Source organism: Salegentibacter agarivorans (assembly GCF_900113135.1).
GTDB classification, from domain to species: domain Bacteria; phylum Bacteroidota; class Bacteroidia; order Flavobacteriales; family Flavobacteriaceae; genus Salegentibacter; species Salegentibacter agarivorans.
Map to the genome: position 1 here is coordinate 44,031 of NZ_FOOH01000020.1, position 18,748 is coordinate 62,778.

The 18,748-nt window shown below is 35.5% G+C and carries 13 protein-coding genes; 11 read left to right on the plus strand and 2 right to left on the minus strand.

From position 1 onward, the window contains the following. Positions 1-655 precede the first annotated feature (655 nt). From BM084_RS13970 to BM084_RS13980, 3 genes are all read left to right on the plus strand, one after another. Entirely contained in the window at positions 656-3,697 is a 3,042-nt protein-coding gene (locus BM084_RS13970) for a histidine kinase dimerization/phosphoacceptor domain -containing protein (protein WP_093305601.1), read from the plus strand. Then, entirely contained in the window at positions 3,690-4,358 is a 669-nt protein-coding gene (locus BM084_RS13975) for a LytR/AlgR family response regulator transcription factor (RefSeq protein ID WP_093305603.1), read from the plus strand. The genes BM084_RS13970 and BM084_RS13975 overlap by 8 nt, the downstream gene beginning before the upstream one ends. A gap of 227 nt (positions 4,359-4,585) precedes the next feature. Continuing rightward, the gene (locus BM084_RS13980; protein ID WP_093305604.1) at positions 4,586-5,824 is read left to right on the plus strand and encodes an APC family permease; all 1,239 of its coding nucleotides are present in this window, start codon (positions 4,586-4,588) and stop codon (positions 5,822-5,824) included. A 35-nt stretch (positions 5,825-5,859) separates the two neighbouring features. Here BM084_RS13980 and nadB read toward each other — a convergent pair whose 3' ends face one another. Further along, positions 5,860-7,392 (minus strand): L-aspartate oxidase, encoded by a 1,533-nt coding sequence (gene nadB, locus BM084_RS13985; RefSeq protein WP_245764384.1) that lies wholly within the window; start codon positions 7,390-7,392, stop codon positions 5,860-5,862. 3 nt (positions 7,393-7,395) lie between these two features. Continuing rightward, positions 7,396-8,340, minus strand: coding sequence for a quinolinate synthase NadA (gene nadA / locus BM084_RS13990; RefSeq protein WP_093305608.1), 945 nt, complete (start codon positions 8,338-8,340; stop codon positions 7,396-7,398). A gap of 366 nt (positions 8,341-8,706) precedes the next feature. Between nadA and BM084_RS13995 the strand changes: the two genes are divergently transcribed. The 8 genes from BM084_RS13995 (at position 8,707) to BM084_RS14030 (ending at position 18,699) form a co-directional block, all read left to right on the plus strand. After that, positions 8,707-9,672: a DUF438 domain-containing protein gene (locus BM084_RS13995; protein WP_093305609.1), complete on the plus strand. Its 966-nt coding sequence runs from the start codon at positions 8,707-8,709 to the stop codon at positions 9,670-9,672. 134 nt (positions 9,673-9,806) lie between these two features. Beyond that, positions 9,807-10,586, plus strand: a complete 780-nt coding sequence (locus BM084_RS14000) for an NIPSNAP family protein (RefSeq protein ID WP_245764385.1) — start codon at positions 9,807-9,809, stop codon at positions 10,584-10,586. A gap of 432 nt (positions 10,587-11,018) precedes the next feature. Continuing rightward, a complete protein-coding gene (gene nirB, locus BM084_RS14005; protein WP_093305611.1) occupies positions 11,019-13,529 on the plus strand; it encodes a nitrite reductase large subunit NirB in 2,511 nt (836 codons plus the stop codon). 45 nt (positions 13,530-13,574) lie between these two features. Next, positions 13,575-13,952: a nitrite reductase small subunit NirD gene (gene nirD / locus BM084_RS14010; protein WP_075326659.1), complete on the plus strand. Its 378-nt coding sequence runs from the start codon at positions 13,575-13,577 to the stop codon at positions 13,950-13,952. 11 nt (positions 13,953-13,963) lie between these two features. After that, positions 13,964-14,542: a DUF4202 domain-containing protein gene (locus BM084_RS14015; RefSeq protein WP_075326658.1), complete on the plus strand. Its 579-nt coding sequence runs from the start codon at positions 13,964-13,966 to the stop codon at positions 14,540-14,542. Between the two features lie 3 nt (positions 14,543-14,545). Then, a complete protein-coding gene (locus BM084_RS14020) occupies positions 14,546-16,363 on the plus strand; it encodes a sensor histidine kinase (protein WP_093305613.1) in 1,818 nt (605 codons plus the stop codon). A gap of 48 nt (positions 16,364-16,411) precedes the next feature. Further along, the gene (locus BM084_RS14025) at positions 16,412-17,080 is read left to right on the plus strand and encodes a response regulator transcription factor (protein ID WP_093305615.1); all 669 of its coding nucleotides are present in this window, start codon (positions 16,412-16,414) and stop codon (positions 17,078-17,080) included. 218 nt (positions 17,081-17,298) lie between these two features. Beyond that, complete coding sequence (locus tag BM084_RS14030; RefSeq protein ID WP_093305616.1) at positions 17,299-18,699, plus strand: MFS transporter; 1,401 nt, start codon at positions 17,299-17,301, stop codon at positions 18,697-18,699. Positions 18,700-18,748 lie beyond the last annotated feature (49 nt).

Sequence of the window (18,748 nt, forward strand, 5' to 3'; positions counted from 1 at the left end):
CCTATCCCCAAATAAAAATACTTAAAAAACATGCATCGAATTAATCCCCAAATTATATCGTCAAAAAGTTTCTAGCTCTATCTACTTAATTATGCTACTAAACTTATCTTTTAGTGATTTTTCATATTTGTTATAATTAATTAAATATACCTGCTCCTCTAAAAGAGCCTTCTCTCTCCATGTGAGAGAATTTGGTAATTCGTTAGTTCGCCCCATTTTTTTAAGATTCATTATTAATTAGAGAATATCTTCTCTATACATTCAATAGATGTGAAGTCTTCGCTCTACATCTTCTAATTTAATCCTAAACAATGTTCATAATAATTTGAGTAACTTTTCGAATATCCCAGGTATTACTTATTTTATCAATGACTATTTTTAGTTGAATATTTACGCTTCCCGTCAAAAGTAGAAAAGATGCAGAAAGGATTAAAAAAAATGTCGTGAACGGCCACTTTTTTGTCGTGAACGAGTTTTTTAAGCATAATGAACGTATTTTTTACATCTTTAAAACAGGTAAGTTCTTCACAAATAATTTTAATTGATTTAATATTGAAGTGTTATAGCTGTTATAGCTTTTTTAAATAATTATATATTTTACTTAAAAAACTATAATGCTTCTTTACATTTGATCTAATATTCTTTAAATCAAAATTTGAAAAACTTATTTGCTGTATTCATTTTCCTTTTTTCAGTTGCACTTTGGTGTCAAGAAGATAATTCTCTATTAGTTAGTAAAAATACCTTTTCATTTAGAGATGGTTATTTAATCTCCAATTCCTTCCACTCTATCTACGATACTAACGGATGGCTATGGATTTTAGGCGAGAATAAACTTTCAAACGAATATATTTTAGGAGAGCAGGAAATTATTATTCAACGTTTTGATGGGGCTAATTTCTTCACCTTGAAATTACCTGATACTTTTAATAAAAAGATTAAAGAAGGTCATTTCTTTAAAAGTCAGGACCACGGACTTTATCTAAAATTATCTTACGAGGTTGCTCGAGCTGAATTATTTTATATCAACACAGAAACCTTAACGCTTAAAGCTGTCAAAGAATATAATAAGCTTAACGCAAACTTTTTAATTTCAAAAGCCTACACTGCTCAAGATTCAAGCCCTATTGTTCTTACGTCAAACAATAAATTTTATAGTGCCAAACTTGATAAGTTAAAATTAAGGTTTATTGATTCTATTCCTTTTGAAAAACCGGTTGCTCAACCGGTGCTGGATGATCCAATCACAATGGATGACTTTACCCTGATAAAATTACAAACCGAAAAAGAGGGCGTTTTTCTGAATAAGGAGGGAAAGTTCATAAAAAAAATAGCCGAAAGTGATTTTGAAGCCACAAATGGAATTAATTTTTATCCAACGATAATACAGCCCCCATTTAAAGTCAGTGATGCCTTTTACACCTATATTGATAACTATAAGAATGCTTTCAAATTCAATAAAGAATTTAAAAAATTCTTAGAAATACCTCATACTGATAGTGTTCTAGGCGGAAATAAAAAACTGCAGTTTACTTCAGGTTTCAACTATGCCTTTTCCACTGAAATTGATGGAGACTTCACAGCAATGGAGTTATATCGCCTTAAAGATTTTCAAAAGGAGTTATTTACTACAATTAAAGTAAAAAATATATCAGGAATTGCTTACAAGGATTTTGGAAAAGACCTGGTAATACTCGACGGAAACACCTTAGATTCCTATTCTTTTATTAAAAGTAAAATCAAAACTTTTTTAAAAGATAAAAGCATCCGTTCAATTAAAAAGTTAAAGGAAAACAAGTATATCATAGCAACAGATACAGAGGGGCTTTACAAGATCGACGTAAAAAAAAATACAGAAGAACGAATAAAAATTCTATCCGATGCTACCAAGCTGAACATTAATTACTCCCGGGGTATTTTCAATGGAACAGACAACAATCTTATAATTGCAAACTCTGATTATCTATATACCCTGGATTCAAATTATGAGGTAATTCAGGACAAAACGATAAAAATACATAGTGGAATAATTATAAAACTAAAAGACAGCCTATTTACGGCAGATCCAGGAAGTGGAATTTATAAATACAGTCTTAATGAAAATAGCTATACTAAAATTGCAAATACCGAGGTTGTACAAGTAAAGGAATTTGCTACAGATGGCACCACCCTCTTTGCAAACACTGGCCAGGGAATTTTTGAATACAAAAACGGCAACTTTAATACCTATACATTTGAAAATGTAGAAACAGATCACTTGCTATCTATAAACTATCTGCAAGATTATGGCATTCTGGTTTCCACAAAGTTCGGGGAAATTTATACATTCGATACCACAACTAAAAAATTAAATCTGCTTTATAAAGATGCATTAAATGCATCCATTGTTGGGATGGTTGAAGATCACAATGGTATTTTATGGTTAAATACCTATGCCGGGATTGTATCCTTAAACCCATCTTCAAAAAAAATTATTAGATATACTACAAAAGATGGCGTTTATGAGCTAGAAGGCAATAGGTTTAGCACCTATAAAGATGAACAGGATGGCAGTATTTTAATGGGAAGTAATAAAGGTCTTAGCTATTTTAAGCCAGATGAATTAGTTGAAAATAATTTAAAAGCACAACCTCAATTTACTTCTATCTCATTTTTTAATTCAGAAAACGATCGCTGGGAAGTTAACACTTCTCCAGACTTTTTAAATAATACTCGCAAGATTGATTTGCCTTCAGAATACAGAAGATTTTCTGCAACACTCTCTGTTTTTGGACAGCTAAACCCTCAGGATATTAAGTACCGGTATCGTTTATTAAATATCGGAAGTAACTCAGACTGGTTTACTACCTACGCTGGTAAAGAAATTTTATTCGCAAATCTGGCAGCAGGAGTTTATAATTTAGAAGTTGAAGCCTACAGTGCTTCTAAAGAAAAGATAGGAGAAACGATTGTACTAAAAGTAATTTCTAAAGAAGTTTTTTATAAAACCTGGTGGTTTATTTTATTGATTCTATTTTTTGTTGTCATTTCTGTTCTGTTTCTATTTTATCAATATAAAGTAAAACAGAAATTATTTGCAAAAAATAAAATTGCATTGAACGAAGCGCAAATTAAAAATACTATGATGTTAGAAATTCATCATAGAATTAAGAATAATCTTCAAATTGTTTCCGGGCTATTAGGTTTGCAAATGGCAAACAGTAAAAATGAAGAATTAAAAGTAAAATTACAGGATAGCCAAAGCAGGATCGAGTCTATCGCCGGTATTCATGACCTGTTATATAATTCAAGCAACCAGGATCTTATTTCTGTTAAAGAAAATATAGAAAGCTGTGTTGCTTATTACAAAAAGCTTTTTCCTACTAATATTACGTATCATCTAAATATTGACAGTTCCATTTTAAGCGTCACTCAAGCCACCCCTTTTTCACTTTTATTAAATGAACTAATAAATAACTCAAATAAACACGCTTTTCATCAAACCAAGAATCCCGAAATATTTATAAATTTTCAGCAGCGGGATAAAAAGTATGTATTTATTTATTTTGACAATGGTAATTTTACCCAACAGGCAACCCAGAAACAAACTATGGGTATGAAAATTATAGGAATGATGAACAAGCAATTGAAAGGAGAATTAAAGATTGAAAACACTACTAATTTTAAATTAACCTTACTTTTTTCGAAAAATGAATAGCATAAAAATCTATATTTTAGAAGATGAAATAATAACCCAGGAGCTTCTAAAACAGACGTTGGAGGATTTAGGTTTTAAAATTTGTGGGATGGCAACAAATGCAGAAACCGCACTCGCCGAGATTGCCCTTTTAAAACCAGATATTGCTATTTTAGATATTAGAGTAGAAGGCCCGCAGACAGGGATATGGTTAGGGAACCAGTTAGATATTCCTCTCATCTATTTAACAGCTTTTAATGATGTAGAGACCATAAAAAAAGCAATTGCTACAACACCAACAAGTTACCTGGTAAAACCCCTTAATAATAAGGATTTATATATTGCTGTTGAATTAGCTGTAAGTAAAATAAAAAATAAGGCGCAAATAATAGTAAAGGATAAAGACAAAAAAATCATCCTTTCTGAAGATCAGATTTTATATGCAAAGAAAGAAGATCAATATCTAATATTACATTTAAAAGATTCTGAAAAATTAATAAGGTCCAGTATTAAAGATTTTTTAGAACAAATGAATTCTCCATCATTTTTGCAAGTGCATCGTTCTTATGTAATCAATAAAGACTGTGTTACTGCATTTAATAGCAAAGAAATAATTATTAATAACAGCCGCATTCCCATATCAAAAAGCTATGCTAAAGAAATTTTAGAAGAAATTTCTTAATTATTTTCCAGCCCTTGTTTTCACTTATCATTTATCTATAGATTTTATTGATTCTCATGTAATAACTTAGTTTTACTCCAATACTGATTTTTATAAGGGCACATAGATCATTACATTTTAAATACTTACGTTTCCAAAATCTCATAAAATTTAAATAGAATGTTATTTTTTCCTTAGATGACGTTAAAACATTTAGTCATTTCTTACAATAAATATAAATTGTAAGTATGGGAAAAAAGAAACTAAAAAGGTCCCTGGGATTATGGGACATATTAATGTTCGGGATTGGTGGTATTGTAGGTGCCGGTATTTATGCAATTATAGGAGAAGCAGCAGCACTTGGCGGCAATATGCTTTGGCTAAGTTTTATTATAGCTGCAACAGTAGCTCTTTTAACGGGATTGTCTTACGCCGAATTTGTTAGTCGGTTTCCAGATTCCGGTGGGAGTTTTGAATATATTAAACAAAGCCTGGGTAAAAAGCCGGCTTTTTTTATGTCTATTTTTATGGTATTTACCGGTGTGGTAGCCGCTGCTGCTATAGCTATTAGCTTTGCCAGTTACTTAAATAGATTATGGGATTTCCCGGCATGGATAATTGTAATAGGCATAGTTGCGTTAATGGCTCTCTTCAATATTTTTGGCGCTAAATACAGTTCTTATTATAATTCGGTTGCTACTGTGATAACCCTGGCGGGACTTGCCGCCGTTATTGCAGTTTGTATTCCCGAGTTTGGCTCTACAGATCTCACCAAGCTTAATGATTCAGGCTGGAATGGAATTATAGCTGGTAGTGCTTTAATTTTTTTTAGTTATATAGGTTTCGAAGATCTGGTAAAAATGGCCGAAGAAACTAAAAATCCCGAAAAGAATATGCCCAAAGGGGTACTTCTAAGTGGATTGGCTGTACTTATTTTGTATGTTCTAATTGCAATAAGCGCCGTAAGTGTATTAGATTGGCAGAAACTTGCAGAATCTGAAGGACCGCTGGCTGCAGTAATAGAAACTAAATGGGGCAGGATTGGCGCTACAGGGCTGGTTGTAGTGGCTCTTTTTGCCACGAGCAAAACCATTTTAAGTAATATATTGGGAACTTCCAGATTACTTTATGATGTTGCCCGCGATAGCGGGGTAACCTGGTTAAAAAAGTTTACAACCATATCAGGTATAGGAAATGCTCCCAATTACGCCATTATTGCCATCGCAATTTTAGCTATTGCCTTCGGACTGTTAGGAGATTTAAAAATGGTGGCCAGCATCAGTAATATTTTTATTTTTATTGTTTTTGGAATGGTCAATTTTTCATTATTAATGTTTCGTTATAAAAACAGAAAAAATAAGAAAAAAGCGCCTTTTCATATTCCTTTAAATGTACATAATATTCCCATTCCTACTGTTATTGCATTGCTTACCATCCTTATTTTATTCGGCTACAACCTATATAATCTCACCCAGGGAAATATGTGAGTTGAAATTTTATAAAAATTAAAAATAGCTCGACATCAATTAGAAAATTTATGGGTTTCCTTTTTATTCAAAAACTTGCTTTTAATTGCATGTTCAAGTACAATCATGGCTGTTTGAATCATATTTTTTAGCTCAAAAAATTCCGGGTTACTATTCTTACATAGTTTTTCAATTTTTTCATCTAAAAATTTCAATTTCGATAATACTCTCTGCTTTTCATTTTCTTCGGAAGTATAAAGCAAATTATAGCTCATGAGGCGATTTAGCTCTTTTTCGAAATTATTTAGAATATCACTTTCTTCTTTGCTTACATCAATTTGAAAAATCACTTCCTGCTCACATTCCTCTAACGGGATTGAATCCAACTTTTCTACCACATTACCTGCGGCCTGGTGAGAGAATACAAGAGCTTCCAGCAAAGAATTTGAAGCCAACCTGTTGGCGCCATGCAAACCGGTGTGTGCACATTCTCCCGAAGCATAAAGTTTATTAATGCTGGTTCTGGCAAATTTATCTACCTGAATTCCACCGCACTGGTAATGAGCGGCCGGCACAATAGGGAGAAGATCTTTTTTAAAATCTATCCCTTCGTCCAGGCAATATTGTACAATGGTTGGAAAATGACTTTTGAAAGCTTCTGCTTCAAGGTGGCGGCAATCAAGAAATACCGATTCTTTACCCGATTGTTGCAGCTCTTTCATAATCGCTTCAGAAACTATATCGCGGGTTGCCAGTTCTCCGTTAGCATCATATTTAAAAAGGAATCTATTTCCGGCACTGTCAATTACATATGCTCCAAAACCTCTAACCGCTTCAGAAATAAGGAACAAAGAATGCTGGTTTTTAGTATAAAGGGCTGTGGGATGAAATTGAATAAAATTCATGTTTAATATTTCTGCGCCAGCTCTGTACGCCATTGCAATTCCATCTCCTGTTGCAACTGAAGGATTTGTAGTATTTTGAAATATTCTTCCACTTCCGCCGGTGGCCAAAAATGTAACGCGAGAGCTGATGCTTACCACTTCAGCCTTTTGCCTGTCTATCGCCCTTACTCCTATGCAGGTTGTAGTAGATTCTTCTTTTTTCAAAATTAAATCGGTCACAAAATAATGATCGCAAAAAATAATATTTGAATAAGATGCTGCTTTTTGAAGCAATTTAGTCTCCATTTCCTTCCCGGTAAGATCCTGGTGATGAACAATTCGTTTTTGTGAATGTCCGCCTTCCAGTCCCAGTTCAAGTTCTCCCAGTTCATTTGCGTCAAAGCTGGTCCCCCAGTTAATAAGTTCGTACAATCTCTCCGGGGCCTGAGAAATTACCAATTTTACGACTTCGGGATCATTTATGCCTTTGCCGGCTTTCATGGTGTCCTCTATATGTTGTTCAAAACTATCCCTTATTTTATCGAGAACTACCGCAATCCCACCTTGCGCCTTAGTAGTATTCCCAACGTCATTATTACTTTTTGTTAGCACGTGAATAATGGCATCTGGTTTTGCTGCAGCTACCTTAATTGCAAATGATAACCCGGCAATTCCTGAACCTATAACTAAAACATCTGTTTTCATAATTTACAGTTCCATCATACGTTTTATTGGCCTGTGAGCAGCTTTCATCAGGCTTTCTGCCAGTACTATTTCGGGCGATTCATCCTTTAAACAGTTGTATAATTTTTGTAGCGTGTTCATTTTCATAAAAGCACATTCACTGCAGGCACAGCTATTATCTTCTTTTGCCGGTGCCGGAATCAAGGTTTTATCAGGTACATCCATTTGCATTTGATGTAGAATTCCTGCTTCGGTAGCTACAATAAAAGTATCCTGATCACTGGATTTTACGAAATTGAGCATTCCCGAAGTTGACCCTATGTAATTTGCAATTTTAAGAATATGTTCTTCTGATTCCGGATGAGCTATAATTTTAGCCGAAGGATACTTTGCGTACAATTCCAGCAATTTATCTATAGAAAAAGCTTCATGAACAATACACGCGCCATCCCAGAGTAACATTTTCCTGCCGGTTTTTTCTATTAAATACCGGCCAAGATTCTTATCGGGTGCAAAAATGATTGGTTTATCTAAAGGAATGGAATTTATCACTCTTTCGGCATTAGAGGAGGTACAAACCACATCACTCATTGCCTTAATTTCAGCAGAACAATTAATATAAGTGACCACCACGTGATCGGGATACTTATCTTTTAATTGCTGAAAAGCTTCAGGAGGACAACTTTCGGCTAAAGAACAACCCGCGTTAAGATCGGGTAAAAGAACTTTTTTAGACGGATTCAGGATTTTGGCAGTTTCAGCCATAAAATGTACGCCGGCAAAAACAATAATATCAGCATTTGTGGTAGCAGCTTTTTTGGCCAGCTCCAGACTATCTCCGACAAAATCAGCGATCTCCTGGATTTCCGGTTCCTGATAATAATGAGCCAGGATAACGGCATTTTTCGTGTTTTTTAATATTGAAATTTCTTCTTGTGGTGATAATTTATTTTCCGTTAACACACTCATTATGATGACTTTTAGAGAAAAAAGAATTCAGAATCTTTTGAAAATCTATTCTTCTGAAACTATCAGATGAATATAATTGAATTAAGCTACCTCACAGCAAACTTAGGCACTCACCGTAAACGGTTAATAAATTTGCAAAGTAAACCCCGATGCATTTAATCTCGATTATAGAGTAAAATTAATAGGATTTTATTCTGCGATTTATGACCCTAATCAGAAAAAAGGAATTTCTTATCGTTTCTGAATTTTTCTATTGTGAAAAATTCAGTTATTACAGCTATTTATACAAATTTCTGCAATGTGATTGCGATCATAAATTTGTGTATGCCTTAAAATCTTTCTTTGTAAAAATTAAATTTTACAAAAATGAATGATACGATTGATACTTCTAAACTAGCTGCAGGACACCCGGTAAGTGTATATTTTCAGGAACAAGAATTGATAAAATTACTTACTGAAGAACTAAAAAATACAGATCCCACGGCTGAATATCAAAAGTTCTATAATATTTTCAATCAGTTGCAATCTATAGAAAGACGTTTTGAGAGAAAAGAGAACCAACTATTTCCTTTCCTGGAACAAAAAGGATGGAACGGCCCGTCACAGGGAATGTGGTCTTTTCACGACACTTTAAGAGAGCAATTTAGATTATTGAGGAAAAAAATTGAAGCAAGGGAAATAGAAGAAATAGACCAGGACGTACAATATCTTATCAGCGGAATTTTTAGATTGTTATTAATTGAAGAAACAACATTATTTCCAAACGCTCTAAAAATACTAACAGAAGAAGATTGGACCAAAGTACGTGTGGGAGAAGAAGAAATAGGTTGGATGCTACCGCAGGTTCCACCAGCCTTTCCTAATAAGGAATATATACATCCCAGCCGGGATTTCACCAAAAGAGAGCTTTCATTTTCGTTAGAGAATACCGCCCATTACGATGAGGGTTATATGACGGTTGACCAGGTAAACCTGCTTCTTAAAACTATGCCGTTAGACCTTACTTATGTAGATGAAAATGACAAAGTGATATTTTACAATCGTGGAGAAGAACGCGTATTTCCTAGAAGTGCGGGTATTATTGGCCGGGAAGTAAAATTTTGTCATCCTCCAAAAAGTGTAGGTACTGTTTTAAAAATTCTGGAAGAATTTAGAAAAGGAACAAAAAGTGAATCATCTTTTTGGATCAATTTTAAAGGTCGGCTTATCTACATTAGGTACTTTGCTGTTCGTGATGCACAGAAAAACTATAAAGGTGTAATTGAAATGTCTCAGGATATTACTGATATTAAAAATATAGAAGGGGAAAAACGCCTATTGGATTGGGATTAAAAATTAGGTAATCACTAAGTAATTAAAAGAATACCCAGAAAGAAACTAGGAAACAAGATAGCAGCCGCTTTTTTTTGATAATTTTAAAAACCTTTACTTTGCTAAAATCGATTTCCTGACCTTTTAAATATATCATGATGAAATATGCTCCCAATTTTAAGACTTTACTTCCCCTGTTCCTTTTAATTATCGCTCCTTTGGTGAACCAGGCTCAAGAACAGGAATATTATGAACTCAAGGTTTATGAATTCGAAAACCACGATCAGGTAGAAAAGACCGAAAATTACCTTCAAAACGCACTACTCCCCGGCTTAAAGGATTTAGGAGTGAAAAATATTGGTGTTTTCAAACCCAAGGCCGACAGCCTAAATAAACTGTATGTGTTGATTCCTTATACTTCTTTAGAGGAATTTGCGTCAAAAAATAAAGCCTTTCAGAATTCAGAAGTTTTTCAGCAAAAAGATGGTGATTATATATCGGGTTCAAATGATAATCCACCTTATAAAAGGATGAGTACCATTTTGCTAAAAGCATTTAAAGATATGCCGGTAATGAAACCTTCAGCAATTGAGGGGCCTAAAAAAGACCGGGTTTATGAACTAAGAAGTTATCAATCCTCAACCGAAGCTTTGCTGAAGAATAAGATAAAAATGTTTAATGAAGGAGGGGAAATAAAGCTTTTTGATGAATTGGATTTTAATGCTGTTTTTTATGGTGAAGTGATAGCGGGGCCCCATATGCCAAATCTTATGTACCTCACAACATTTAGCGACCAGGAATCAAGAGATGAGCACTGGGAAAGCTTTGGCAACTCACCCGTATGGAAGAAAATGGAAGCTATTCCCGAATACCAAGGCAATGTTTCTAAAATAGATATTCACTATTTATATCCTACCGATTATTCTGATTATTAGTAAAAAATTATAGTCCAGAAAGTAACACATAAACTCTGGATAATTTGAAATATTTTTTAAATGAGCCCGGTAACTTATCAGGCTCATTTTTTTTGTAGCTTTTTCTCTATCAAAAATAAACTACCTCGAACCAAGCTCCCGAAGCTCTTATAGGGAAACATTGATTAAATTTCGAGATAAAGCCTAGAACATTTAAATCTCGACTCTTAATTAAACTTTTAACAAATTCTAAAAATAATCGGTAATAATAAAAATACTAAGCCACCCTTCAAATTATTAGATTTCACTAAAAATCATTATAAACTTCAAATAATACCGATTTTTTATTTATAAGCGGCTATTTTTCTTAATTCCGTTTTTCTACGCAGAAAATTCAATTCAATACGTATTAATACGTATTTTTACTTAAATTTGAATTAAACTTACGTAGTTATGAAGAAAATAGTTGTAGTAGGAAACGGGATGGTTGGTTATAAATTTTGTGAAAAACTGGTAACCAGACCTGATAGAGAAAACTATCAAATAGAGGTGTTTGGGGAAGAACCGAGTCCGGCTTACGATCGTGTTCACCTTAGCGAATATTTTTCTGAGAAAGGAAAAGATGAATTACTTCTGGCGTCCAAAAGCTGGTATAAAGATCATGAAATTAAACTACGTACTTCTTCGCTTATTTCAGAAATTAATACCAAAGAAAAAGAAGTTATCACCTATAAAGGTGAAAAAATAAGCTACGATTACCTTGTACTGGCAACGGGTTCTTCCCCATTTATTCCACCTATAAAAGGTTCAGAAAAAGCCGGGGTTTTTGTGTATCGTACTACAGAAGATCTAGATGCAATAAAAACCTATGCAAAAAAACTTCAGAAGAGCAATAAATCTAAAGCCACTGTATTAGGCGGCGGACTTTTAGGCCTGGAAGCGGCAAACGCAGCCAAAGAACTTGGTCTTGAAACCAGCGTGGTAGAATTTGCGCCCCGGTTAATGCCAAGACAATTAGACGAAGCTGCTAGTAATACCCTTATTCGTAAAATAGAAAATTTAGGTATTAAAATTTTAATCAATAAAGCTACTTCAGAAATTAGCGGTAAAGAGGAAATTGATGCGCTTACGTTTTCCGATGGCTCCAGGCACGAGACCAATATGCTTATTATTTCTGCCGGAATTAGGCCCCGGGATGAACTTGCAAAATCTGGAGGACTTAAAACTGGCGAGCGCGGTGGCATATTTGTTAATAATAAGATGGAAACTTCAGCAACAAACGTTTATGCCATTGGGGAGGCTGCGCTTTATAATAACGCTATCTACGGTCTTGTTGCGCCGGGATATAATATGGCTGAGGTTGCCGTTTCTCAAATTTGTGGGGGCGATAAAACTATGGCCGCTCATATAGATATGTCTACCCAGCTAAAATTAATTGGCACCGATGTAGCCAGTTTTGGCGATCCGTTTATTGAAAATGAAGAAGTTTCTGCCATTACCTACGAAAACAAGCAAAGCGGAATTTATAAACGAATCAACGTATCCCGCGATGGCAAAAAACTTCTCGGTGGAATTTTAGTTGGCGATGCTTCAGAATATCAGAATTTATTCCAGATATATATCAATGGGATGAAACTCCCAGAGAATCCTGAAGATCTTATTTTGGGAAGCCGCGGGGGCGAAAACTCAAGCCTTGGTTCGGTAACCGAGTTACTAGATTCTGCACAAATTTGCTCCTGCGAAGCTATTTCAAAAGGAGATATCTGTAAACCACTGGAAGCTGGAGAATGCTGCTCTATGGAAGATGTGGTGGCCAAAACTAAAGCCTCTACAGGTTGTGGCGGTTGTAAACCTATGGTAACAGATCTCTTTAATGCTACCATGAAATCTCTCGGAAAAGAAGTAAAAGAGGTGATTTGTGAACATTTTGATTTTAACCGCCAAGAACTTTTTGATTTGGTAAAGATTAATAAAGTAAAAGATTTTGATGAAGCATTAAATCTTTTCGGAAAAGGACATGGATGCGAAAAATGTAAGCCGGTTCTGGCTTCAATTTTTGCGAGTACTACTATGGAAACTGCCAATAAACAGGTGACTATCCAGGATAGTAATGATAAATTTTTAGCCAATATTCAGCGAAATGGAACTTATTCTATAGTTCCACGCATTCCGGGCGGAGAAATTACCCCAGATAAATTAATGACTATAGGCGCCGTAGCCAAGAAATTTGACCTTTACACAAAAATTACCGGTGGGCAACGTATAGATCTTTTTGGCGCCGAATTGCATCAACTGCCCGAAATATGGAAAGAATTAATTGATGCCGGTTTTGAGAGCGGCCACGCCTACGGAAAATCGCTAAGAACCGTTAAAAGCTGTGTAGGTTCTACCTGGTGTCGCTTTGGGATGCATGAAAGCGTAAGTTTTGCCATTCAAATTGAAGAACGCTATCGCGGTCTGCGTTCTCCTCATAAATTAAAAGGTGGTGTTTCGGGCTGTATTAGGGAATGTGCTGAAGCACGCGGAAAAGATTTTGGAATTATTGCTGTAGAATCTGGTTGGAATTTATACGTATGCGGAAATGGAGGCGCAACCCCAAAACACGCAATTTTACTCGCTGAAGGCTTAGACGATGAAACCACTATAAAATACCTTGATAGATTTTTGATGTATTACATACGTACCGCCGCGCCACTTATGCGAACTGCGCCCTGGTTGGAGAAATTAGACGGTGGAATTGCACATCTAAAAAAAGTAGTAGTTGAAGATTCTTTAGGAATTGCCGAAGATCTTGAAAAAGAAATGCAGAGTCTAATAACCAATTACGAATGCGAATGGAAGCAGGCAATTGAAGATCCTGAAATGATGAAGCGTTTTAAACACTTTGTCAATTCAGATGAAGGTGATGATAATATTAGTTATGTCCCGCTTCGAGACCAAAAAATGCCTAAGGCCTGGACTTAAATTTTCCTTTTTCAAATCAACTTCTAATTTCAAACTTTAAAAGCCATGCAAGAATTATTAGCTCAGTATCAAAGTGTAACTGCACCAGAAGTGCTCAAATGGGTGAATGTGGGGAAAGCCAAAGATTTTCCCGAAAATGGCGGTGCCTGTATAAAATATAAAAACAAGCAAATTGCGGTGTTTAATTTTGCCCGGGAATCCACATGGTATGCCTGCCAAAATCTTTGTCCGCATAAATTGGAAATGGTTCTTTCCCGCGGAATGATTGGCGATAAAGAGGGAATTCCCAAAGTGGCCTGCCCTATGCACAAAAAAACATTTTCCTTAAAAGACGGGAATAATCTTAATGGTGAAGATTACAAAATTGCAGTCTATCCGGTAAAAATTGAAGCAGAAAATGTCTATATTGGTTTTATAGATTAAGATACCTCCCAATGAGTAAATTCCAGGAAGCCATACAACGTATTGACAATAAAAATGCTCAAGATCCTAATTTGGAAATAGCAAACGGAAAAGAATTTCCGAAAGAATTATTGTATTCACAACGAATGACAGATAAGTTACTGGATTTTCATCCGCAGGCTTCCGAAGAATTACAAATTGCAGTACGTGCGCAGCATATTTGTCGGTGGACAGTTCCTCGAGACACCTATCCAAAAAATAGAATTGGATATTTAAAATGGCGCGAAGGTCTCAAAAAAACCCACGCTAAAATTACAGATGAAATTTTGGAAGAAGTGGGTTATGATAAAGATTTTCGGGATCGGGTTTCATTTTTAATTAAGAAAAAGCAGATTAAAAAAGACGAAGGTTCTCAAATTATGGAAGATGTGGTGTGCCTGGTTTTTCTTGAACATTATTTTGAAAATTTTGCGGCAAAACATAATGATGATAAAATAATAGACATTGTAAAGAAAACCTGGGCTAAAATGTCTCCTGAAGGGCATAAAGCCGCCCTAAAACTTCCTCTTTCCGCACATAGTGAAACTTTAATACAAGAAGCTTTAAAATAAATAATGGCGTCACATAGCTCTCTAGACCAACATACCTTTATAAAACTTAGAAAGCTATATATTCTGGCCCTAACAGCCATTGCGCTTTCGGTAATTATAAGTCAGTTATTTATCGGTAAATTCCTTGAAGAACAGGAAGGAGATTCTAAACTTATCAATATCTCGGGTCGCCAAAGAATGTTGAGTCAAAAGCTTACCAAAGAGAGCCTTTTACTCCTTGAAACCGAAAGCATAAACGAGCGCAAAAAAATTGCACAAAACCTCGAAGAAAGCCTTACTCGTTGGACGCATTCTCATGAAGTTCTACAAAATGGGAGCGACAGTTTAAATATCGCTTCAGCACAGAGTGATGAAATTGAAGAAAAATTCAGTAAAATTCAGCCTTATTATGAGAGAATTAGGGCAGCATCGCAAAGTTTACTGCTGAAAATAGATGAAAATTCGGGACGTCCTGTAGAAGATTTTTCAGCTGAAATTACTGAAATCAAAGAAAATGAGGACAATTTTCTTGGTCTTATGGATGCTATAGTAAACCAATATGATGAAGAAGCACATACCCGGGTGGAACAATTGCAAAACCTGGAATTATTTTTAACAATTTTCACGCTTTCAATTTTATTACTTGAATTTTTCTTCATCTTCTTACCAACAGCTAAAGGGGTTAAAAACAATATTAAAAACCTGATGCACGCAGAATCCCGGGCCGTAAAAATGGCGCGTGATGCAGATGCCATAAGCGAAGCTCGTGAAAAATCGGTAAAAGAATTACGTGCACTTGGCCAGGCAATGGATCAAATTTTACTTTTTGCCCGAATTACCCCAAATGGCGATGTTTTGCATATAGGCGATCGGTTTTCGAAGCTATTTCAGTATAAAAAATTTAATATGGAGACTAAATTCTCTGAAATTTTATCACCTAAAGAAAATGAACAACTCAATATTGAAAAACTCATTTCAGCCCATAAAAGATCGGGCTGGCAGGGGGAAGTAAAAGCTACTACCAAAGACAAAAAAGATATCTGGCTTGAATTATCTATCGTTCCTTTTCAGCCCGAAAAAGATAAAACCGAACTTACTATTATTGGCGTAGATATCACCAAGAATAAAGAAGCCCAGCTAAAAATTGAAGAACTTACAAGAAAGAGTTACGAAGAAAAAATGCGGCAACAGGGTTTAATTGCTAAAAAAATCATTGAAAACCAGGAAAACGAGCAGAACCGAATTGCAAAAGATATTCACGACGGAATTGGCCAAATGCTAACCGGACTTAAATATAACCTTGAAAGCATAGATTTTAAATATCCCGAAAAAGCCGAAAACAAAATTGAAAATTTAAAAGAATTAAGTACAAGAATTATTCAGGGAGTTCGCGCTGCTACTTTCAACCTCACCCCACCGGAACTCACAGACCATGGAATTGTTCCGGCGCTTCAAAAACTCACCGAAGAACTTTCAAAACTCACCGGGAAAAATATTATTTTATTCAATAAAACAGGGTTTTCAAAGCGCCTGGGAAATATTACTGAAATTAATCTTTATCGCATTACCCAGGAAGCCGTAAATAATGCCATAAAATATGCCGAATCTACCCATATTATTGTAAGTGTAAGCCATAGCAAAGAAATTTTAAGTATTAGTATTGAAGATAATGGTAAAGGTTTTGACCAGGAAAGTATTGCTTCAGAAAAAAGCGGCAATCGTGGGATGGGACTTACTTTTATGAAAGAACGTGTAAAATTTATAGACAGTAGATTGTTTATTAATTCTTCTCCCGGGGAAGGCACACGGGTAACGCTGAATCTTCCCCTAAAACAAGATTAGACTTCTATTAAAAAATGCGTATTTTCGTACGTATAAAACACAAATATTATGGGGCAAACCAAAATTCTTTTAGCCGATGATCACGAACTGGTGCGCGATGGCATTATTGCCTTACTGGAAAATGAAGAAAATCTAACTGTGGTGAATGAAGCAGCGAATGGTAAAAAAGCCCTTGAAATCATTGAAAAAGAGGCTCCTGATTTACTAATCGTTGATATTAGAATGCCCGAGCTAAACGGGATTGAAGTAGTTAAAAGAGTAAAAAAAGATTTTCCTGAAGTAAAAACATTGGTTCTTTCCATGCACGATTCTACCGAATACGTAGTACAATGCGTAGAAGCCGGCGCAGATGGTTATTTACTTAAAGGATCGAGCAAAGAAGAATTTCTTAAAGCCATTAATAAGATTGCCGACGGTGGAAAATATTTTAGTGGCGATATTTCTGCAATTATCGTAAACAATTTTGTGAATGGCAATTCTGGAAAACGCTTAGAGACAAGCTCCCCGGAGCAAGACCCGGCCCTTAATATTCTTACCAAAAGAGAGAAACAAATTCTTGAACTTATTTTAAAGGGAAAAAACAACCAGGAAATTGGCGATGAGCTTAAAATAAGTAAACGAACTGCAGAAGCTCACCGCTTTAATTTGATGAAAAAATTAGAAGTAAAAAACCTTATGGAACTTACTCATAAATCCAGGGAGCTAAAATTAATTTAAGGAAATTCCCCTCTCCAAATAATTATCCCGAAATTTAAACTTCTTTACTGTTCGCACCTCCAGGAACACTTCTATTACCTGAAGATTAATATTTTGAATATCTTATTTTTAGAAATTTATAATTCTAAAGGCTCAATTTTCTAATTTTCGCATTAATTCATTTTTACTTATTTTTTTTAAGTATTTATACTTAATTTTAGATCATAAAACTAAGTATTATGAAGGATGTGATCACTGGTAAAGCAACAAAATTAGATTTAAGAAATTTAAAAAGTATTCCAATAAGGACTTTTTGGATTTCGGCATTTGCCTTTTTTATCTGTTTTTTTTCCTGGTTTGGAATAGTGCCTTTTATGCCCCAGGTAGAAAAAGATTTAGGCCTTAGCCCCTCCCAAAAATGGAACGCTATTATCCTCGCGGTATCAGGTACAGTCTTTGCCCGCCTGTTAATTGGTAAGTTATGTGATAAATACGGTCCCAGGCTCTGCTATACCTGGTTATTAATTTTAGGAGCCATTCCCACCATACTCTGCGGCCTGGTACAAACGCCATTTCAATTTCAACTTTGTCGCTTATGTATGGGGTTCATAGGAGCTTCGTTTGTAATTACGCAAGTACATACTTCTTTAATGTTTGCTTCTAACGTAGTAGGCACGGCCAATGCAACCTCAGCCGGTTGGGGCAACCTGGGTGGAGGCGCAAACAGGTTAGGAATGCCTTTAATTGCTACTGGTCTTGTTGCTTTTGGAGTTGCAGAAACCGAAGTTTGGCGTTATGCAATGATTGTGGCAGGACTTGTATGCTTCAGTATGGGCTTTATCTATTATTTCTTCACACAAGACACCCCGGAAGGAAATTTTTCAGACCTAAAAAAATCGGGAAAAAGAATTCCGGTTAAGAAAGATCAAAATGGATTTTTAACCGCTATCAAGGATTATCGCGTCTGGATACTCTTTGTAGTTTACGGTGTGTGTTTTGGTATAGAGCTTACGGTTTACGGTACCATGGACAGCTATTTACAAGATACTTTTAACCTGGAGCGCGTAACAGCAGGAAACATTATTTTAGGCTTTGCCCTTATGAATCTTTTTGCCAGGACCCTGGGTGGATATTTTGGCGATAAATCGGGAGAAAAAGGCGGATTAAAAGGCCGGGTATTCTTTCTCACCCTAATTCTAATTGCTGAAGGTATTATACTTTCGCTATTCTCCATGGCCGGCAGTCTTATTATAGCCATTCTTCTTCTTACTGCATTCAGTTTAGCGGTGCAAATGGCTGAGGGCGCTACTTTCGCCGTGGTGCCTTTTATCAATAAAAAAGCTATAGGCTCTATCTCGGGAATCGTAGGTGCCGGCGGAAATGTAGGAGCATTTTTCGCAGCTTTATTCCTAAAAATTAAATCGGTTGCAGCCGAAGAAGCAGCAATTGCGGCAAACGAAGGCCGAAATAATGAAATTGTAGAAGCAGCAAGGGCTTCGGCATCTTCAGCAGCCATTTCAGACGCATTTCTTTGGATTGGCTTTAGTATTCTGGCCGCAGGTCTTATTAGTTTAGCCATTCGGTTTTCTAAGGAAGATGAAAAAGAAGCTGCATTAGAATTAAGGCACCAAAACGCTTAAAAATCCTATAATAATCACCTCTGTTTTATAAGGATTTAGCAGAAATAAT

Bases quoted from the DNA above. Each gene is read 5' to 3' on its own strand.
- BM084_RS14020 (WP_093305613.1), top strand. From the start codon at position 14,546: ATGGCGTCACATAGCTCTCTAGACCAACATACCTTTATAAAACTTAGA.
- BM084_RS13975 (WP_093305603.1), top strand. From the start codon at position 3,690: ATGAATAGCATAAAAATCTATATTTTAGAAGATGAAATAATAACCCAG.
- nadB (WP_245764384.1), bottom strand. From the start codon at position 7,392: ATGAAAACAGATGTTTTAGTTATAGGTTCAGGAATTGCCGGGTTATCA.
- BM084_RS13980 (WP_093305604.1), top strand. From the start codon at position 4,586: ATGGGAAAAAAGAAACTAAAAAGGTCCCTGGGATTATGGGACATATTA.
- nirB (WP_093305611.1), top strand. From the start codon at position 11,019: ATGAAGAAAATAGTTGTAGTAGGAAACGGGATGGTTGGTTATAAATTT.
- nadA (WP_093305608.1), bottom strand. From the start codon at position 8,340: ATGAGTGTGTTAACGGAAAATAAATTATCACCACAAGAAGAAATTTCA.
- BM084_RS13995 (WP_093305609.1), top strand. From the start codon at position 8,707: ATGAATGATACGATTGATACTTCTAAACTAGCTGCAGGACACCCGGTA.
- BM084_RS14015 (WP_075326658.1), top strand. From the start codon at position 13,964: ATGAGTAAATTCCAGGAAGCCATACAACGTATTGACAATAAAAATGCT.
- BM084_RS14000 (WP_245764385.1), top strand. From the start codon at position 9,807: ATGATGAAATATGCTCCCAATTTTAAGACTTTACTTCCCCTGTTCCTT.
- nirD (WP_075326659.1), top strand. From the start codon at position 13,575: ATGCAAGAATTATTAGCTCAGTATCAAAGTGTAACTGCACCAGAAGTG.
- BM084_RS14025 (WP_093305615.1), top strand. From the start codon at position 16,412: ATGGGGCAAACCAAAATTCTTTTAGCCGATGATCACGAACTGGTGCGC.
- BM084_RS14030 (WP_093305616.1), top strand. From the start codon at position 17,299: ATGAAGGATGTGATCACTGGTAAAGCAACAAAATTAGATTTAAGAAAT.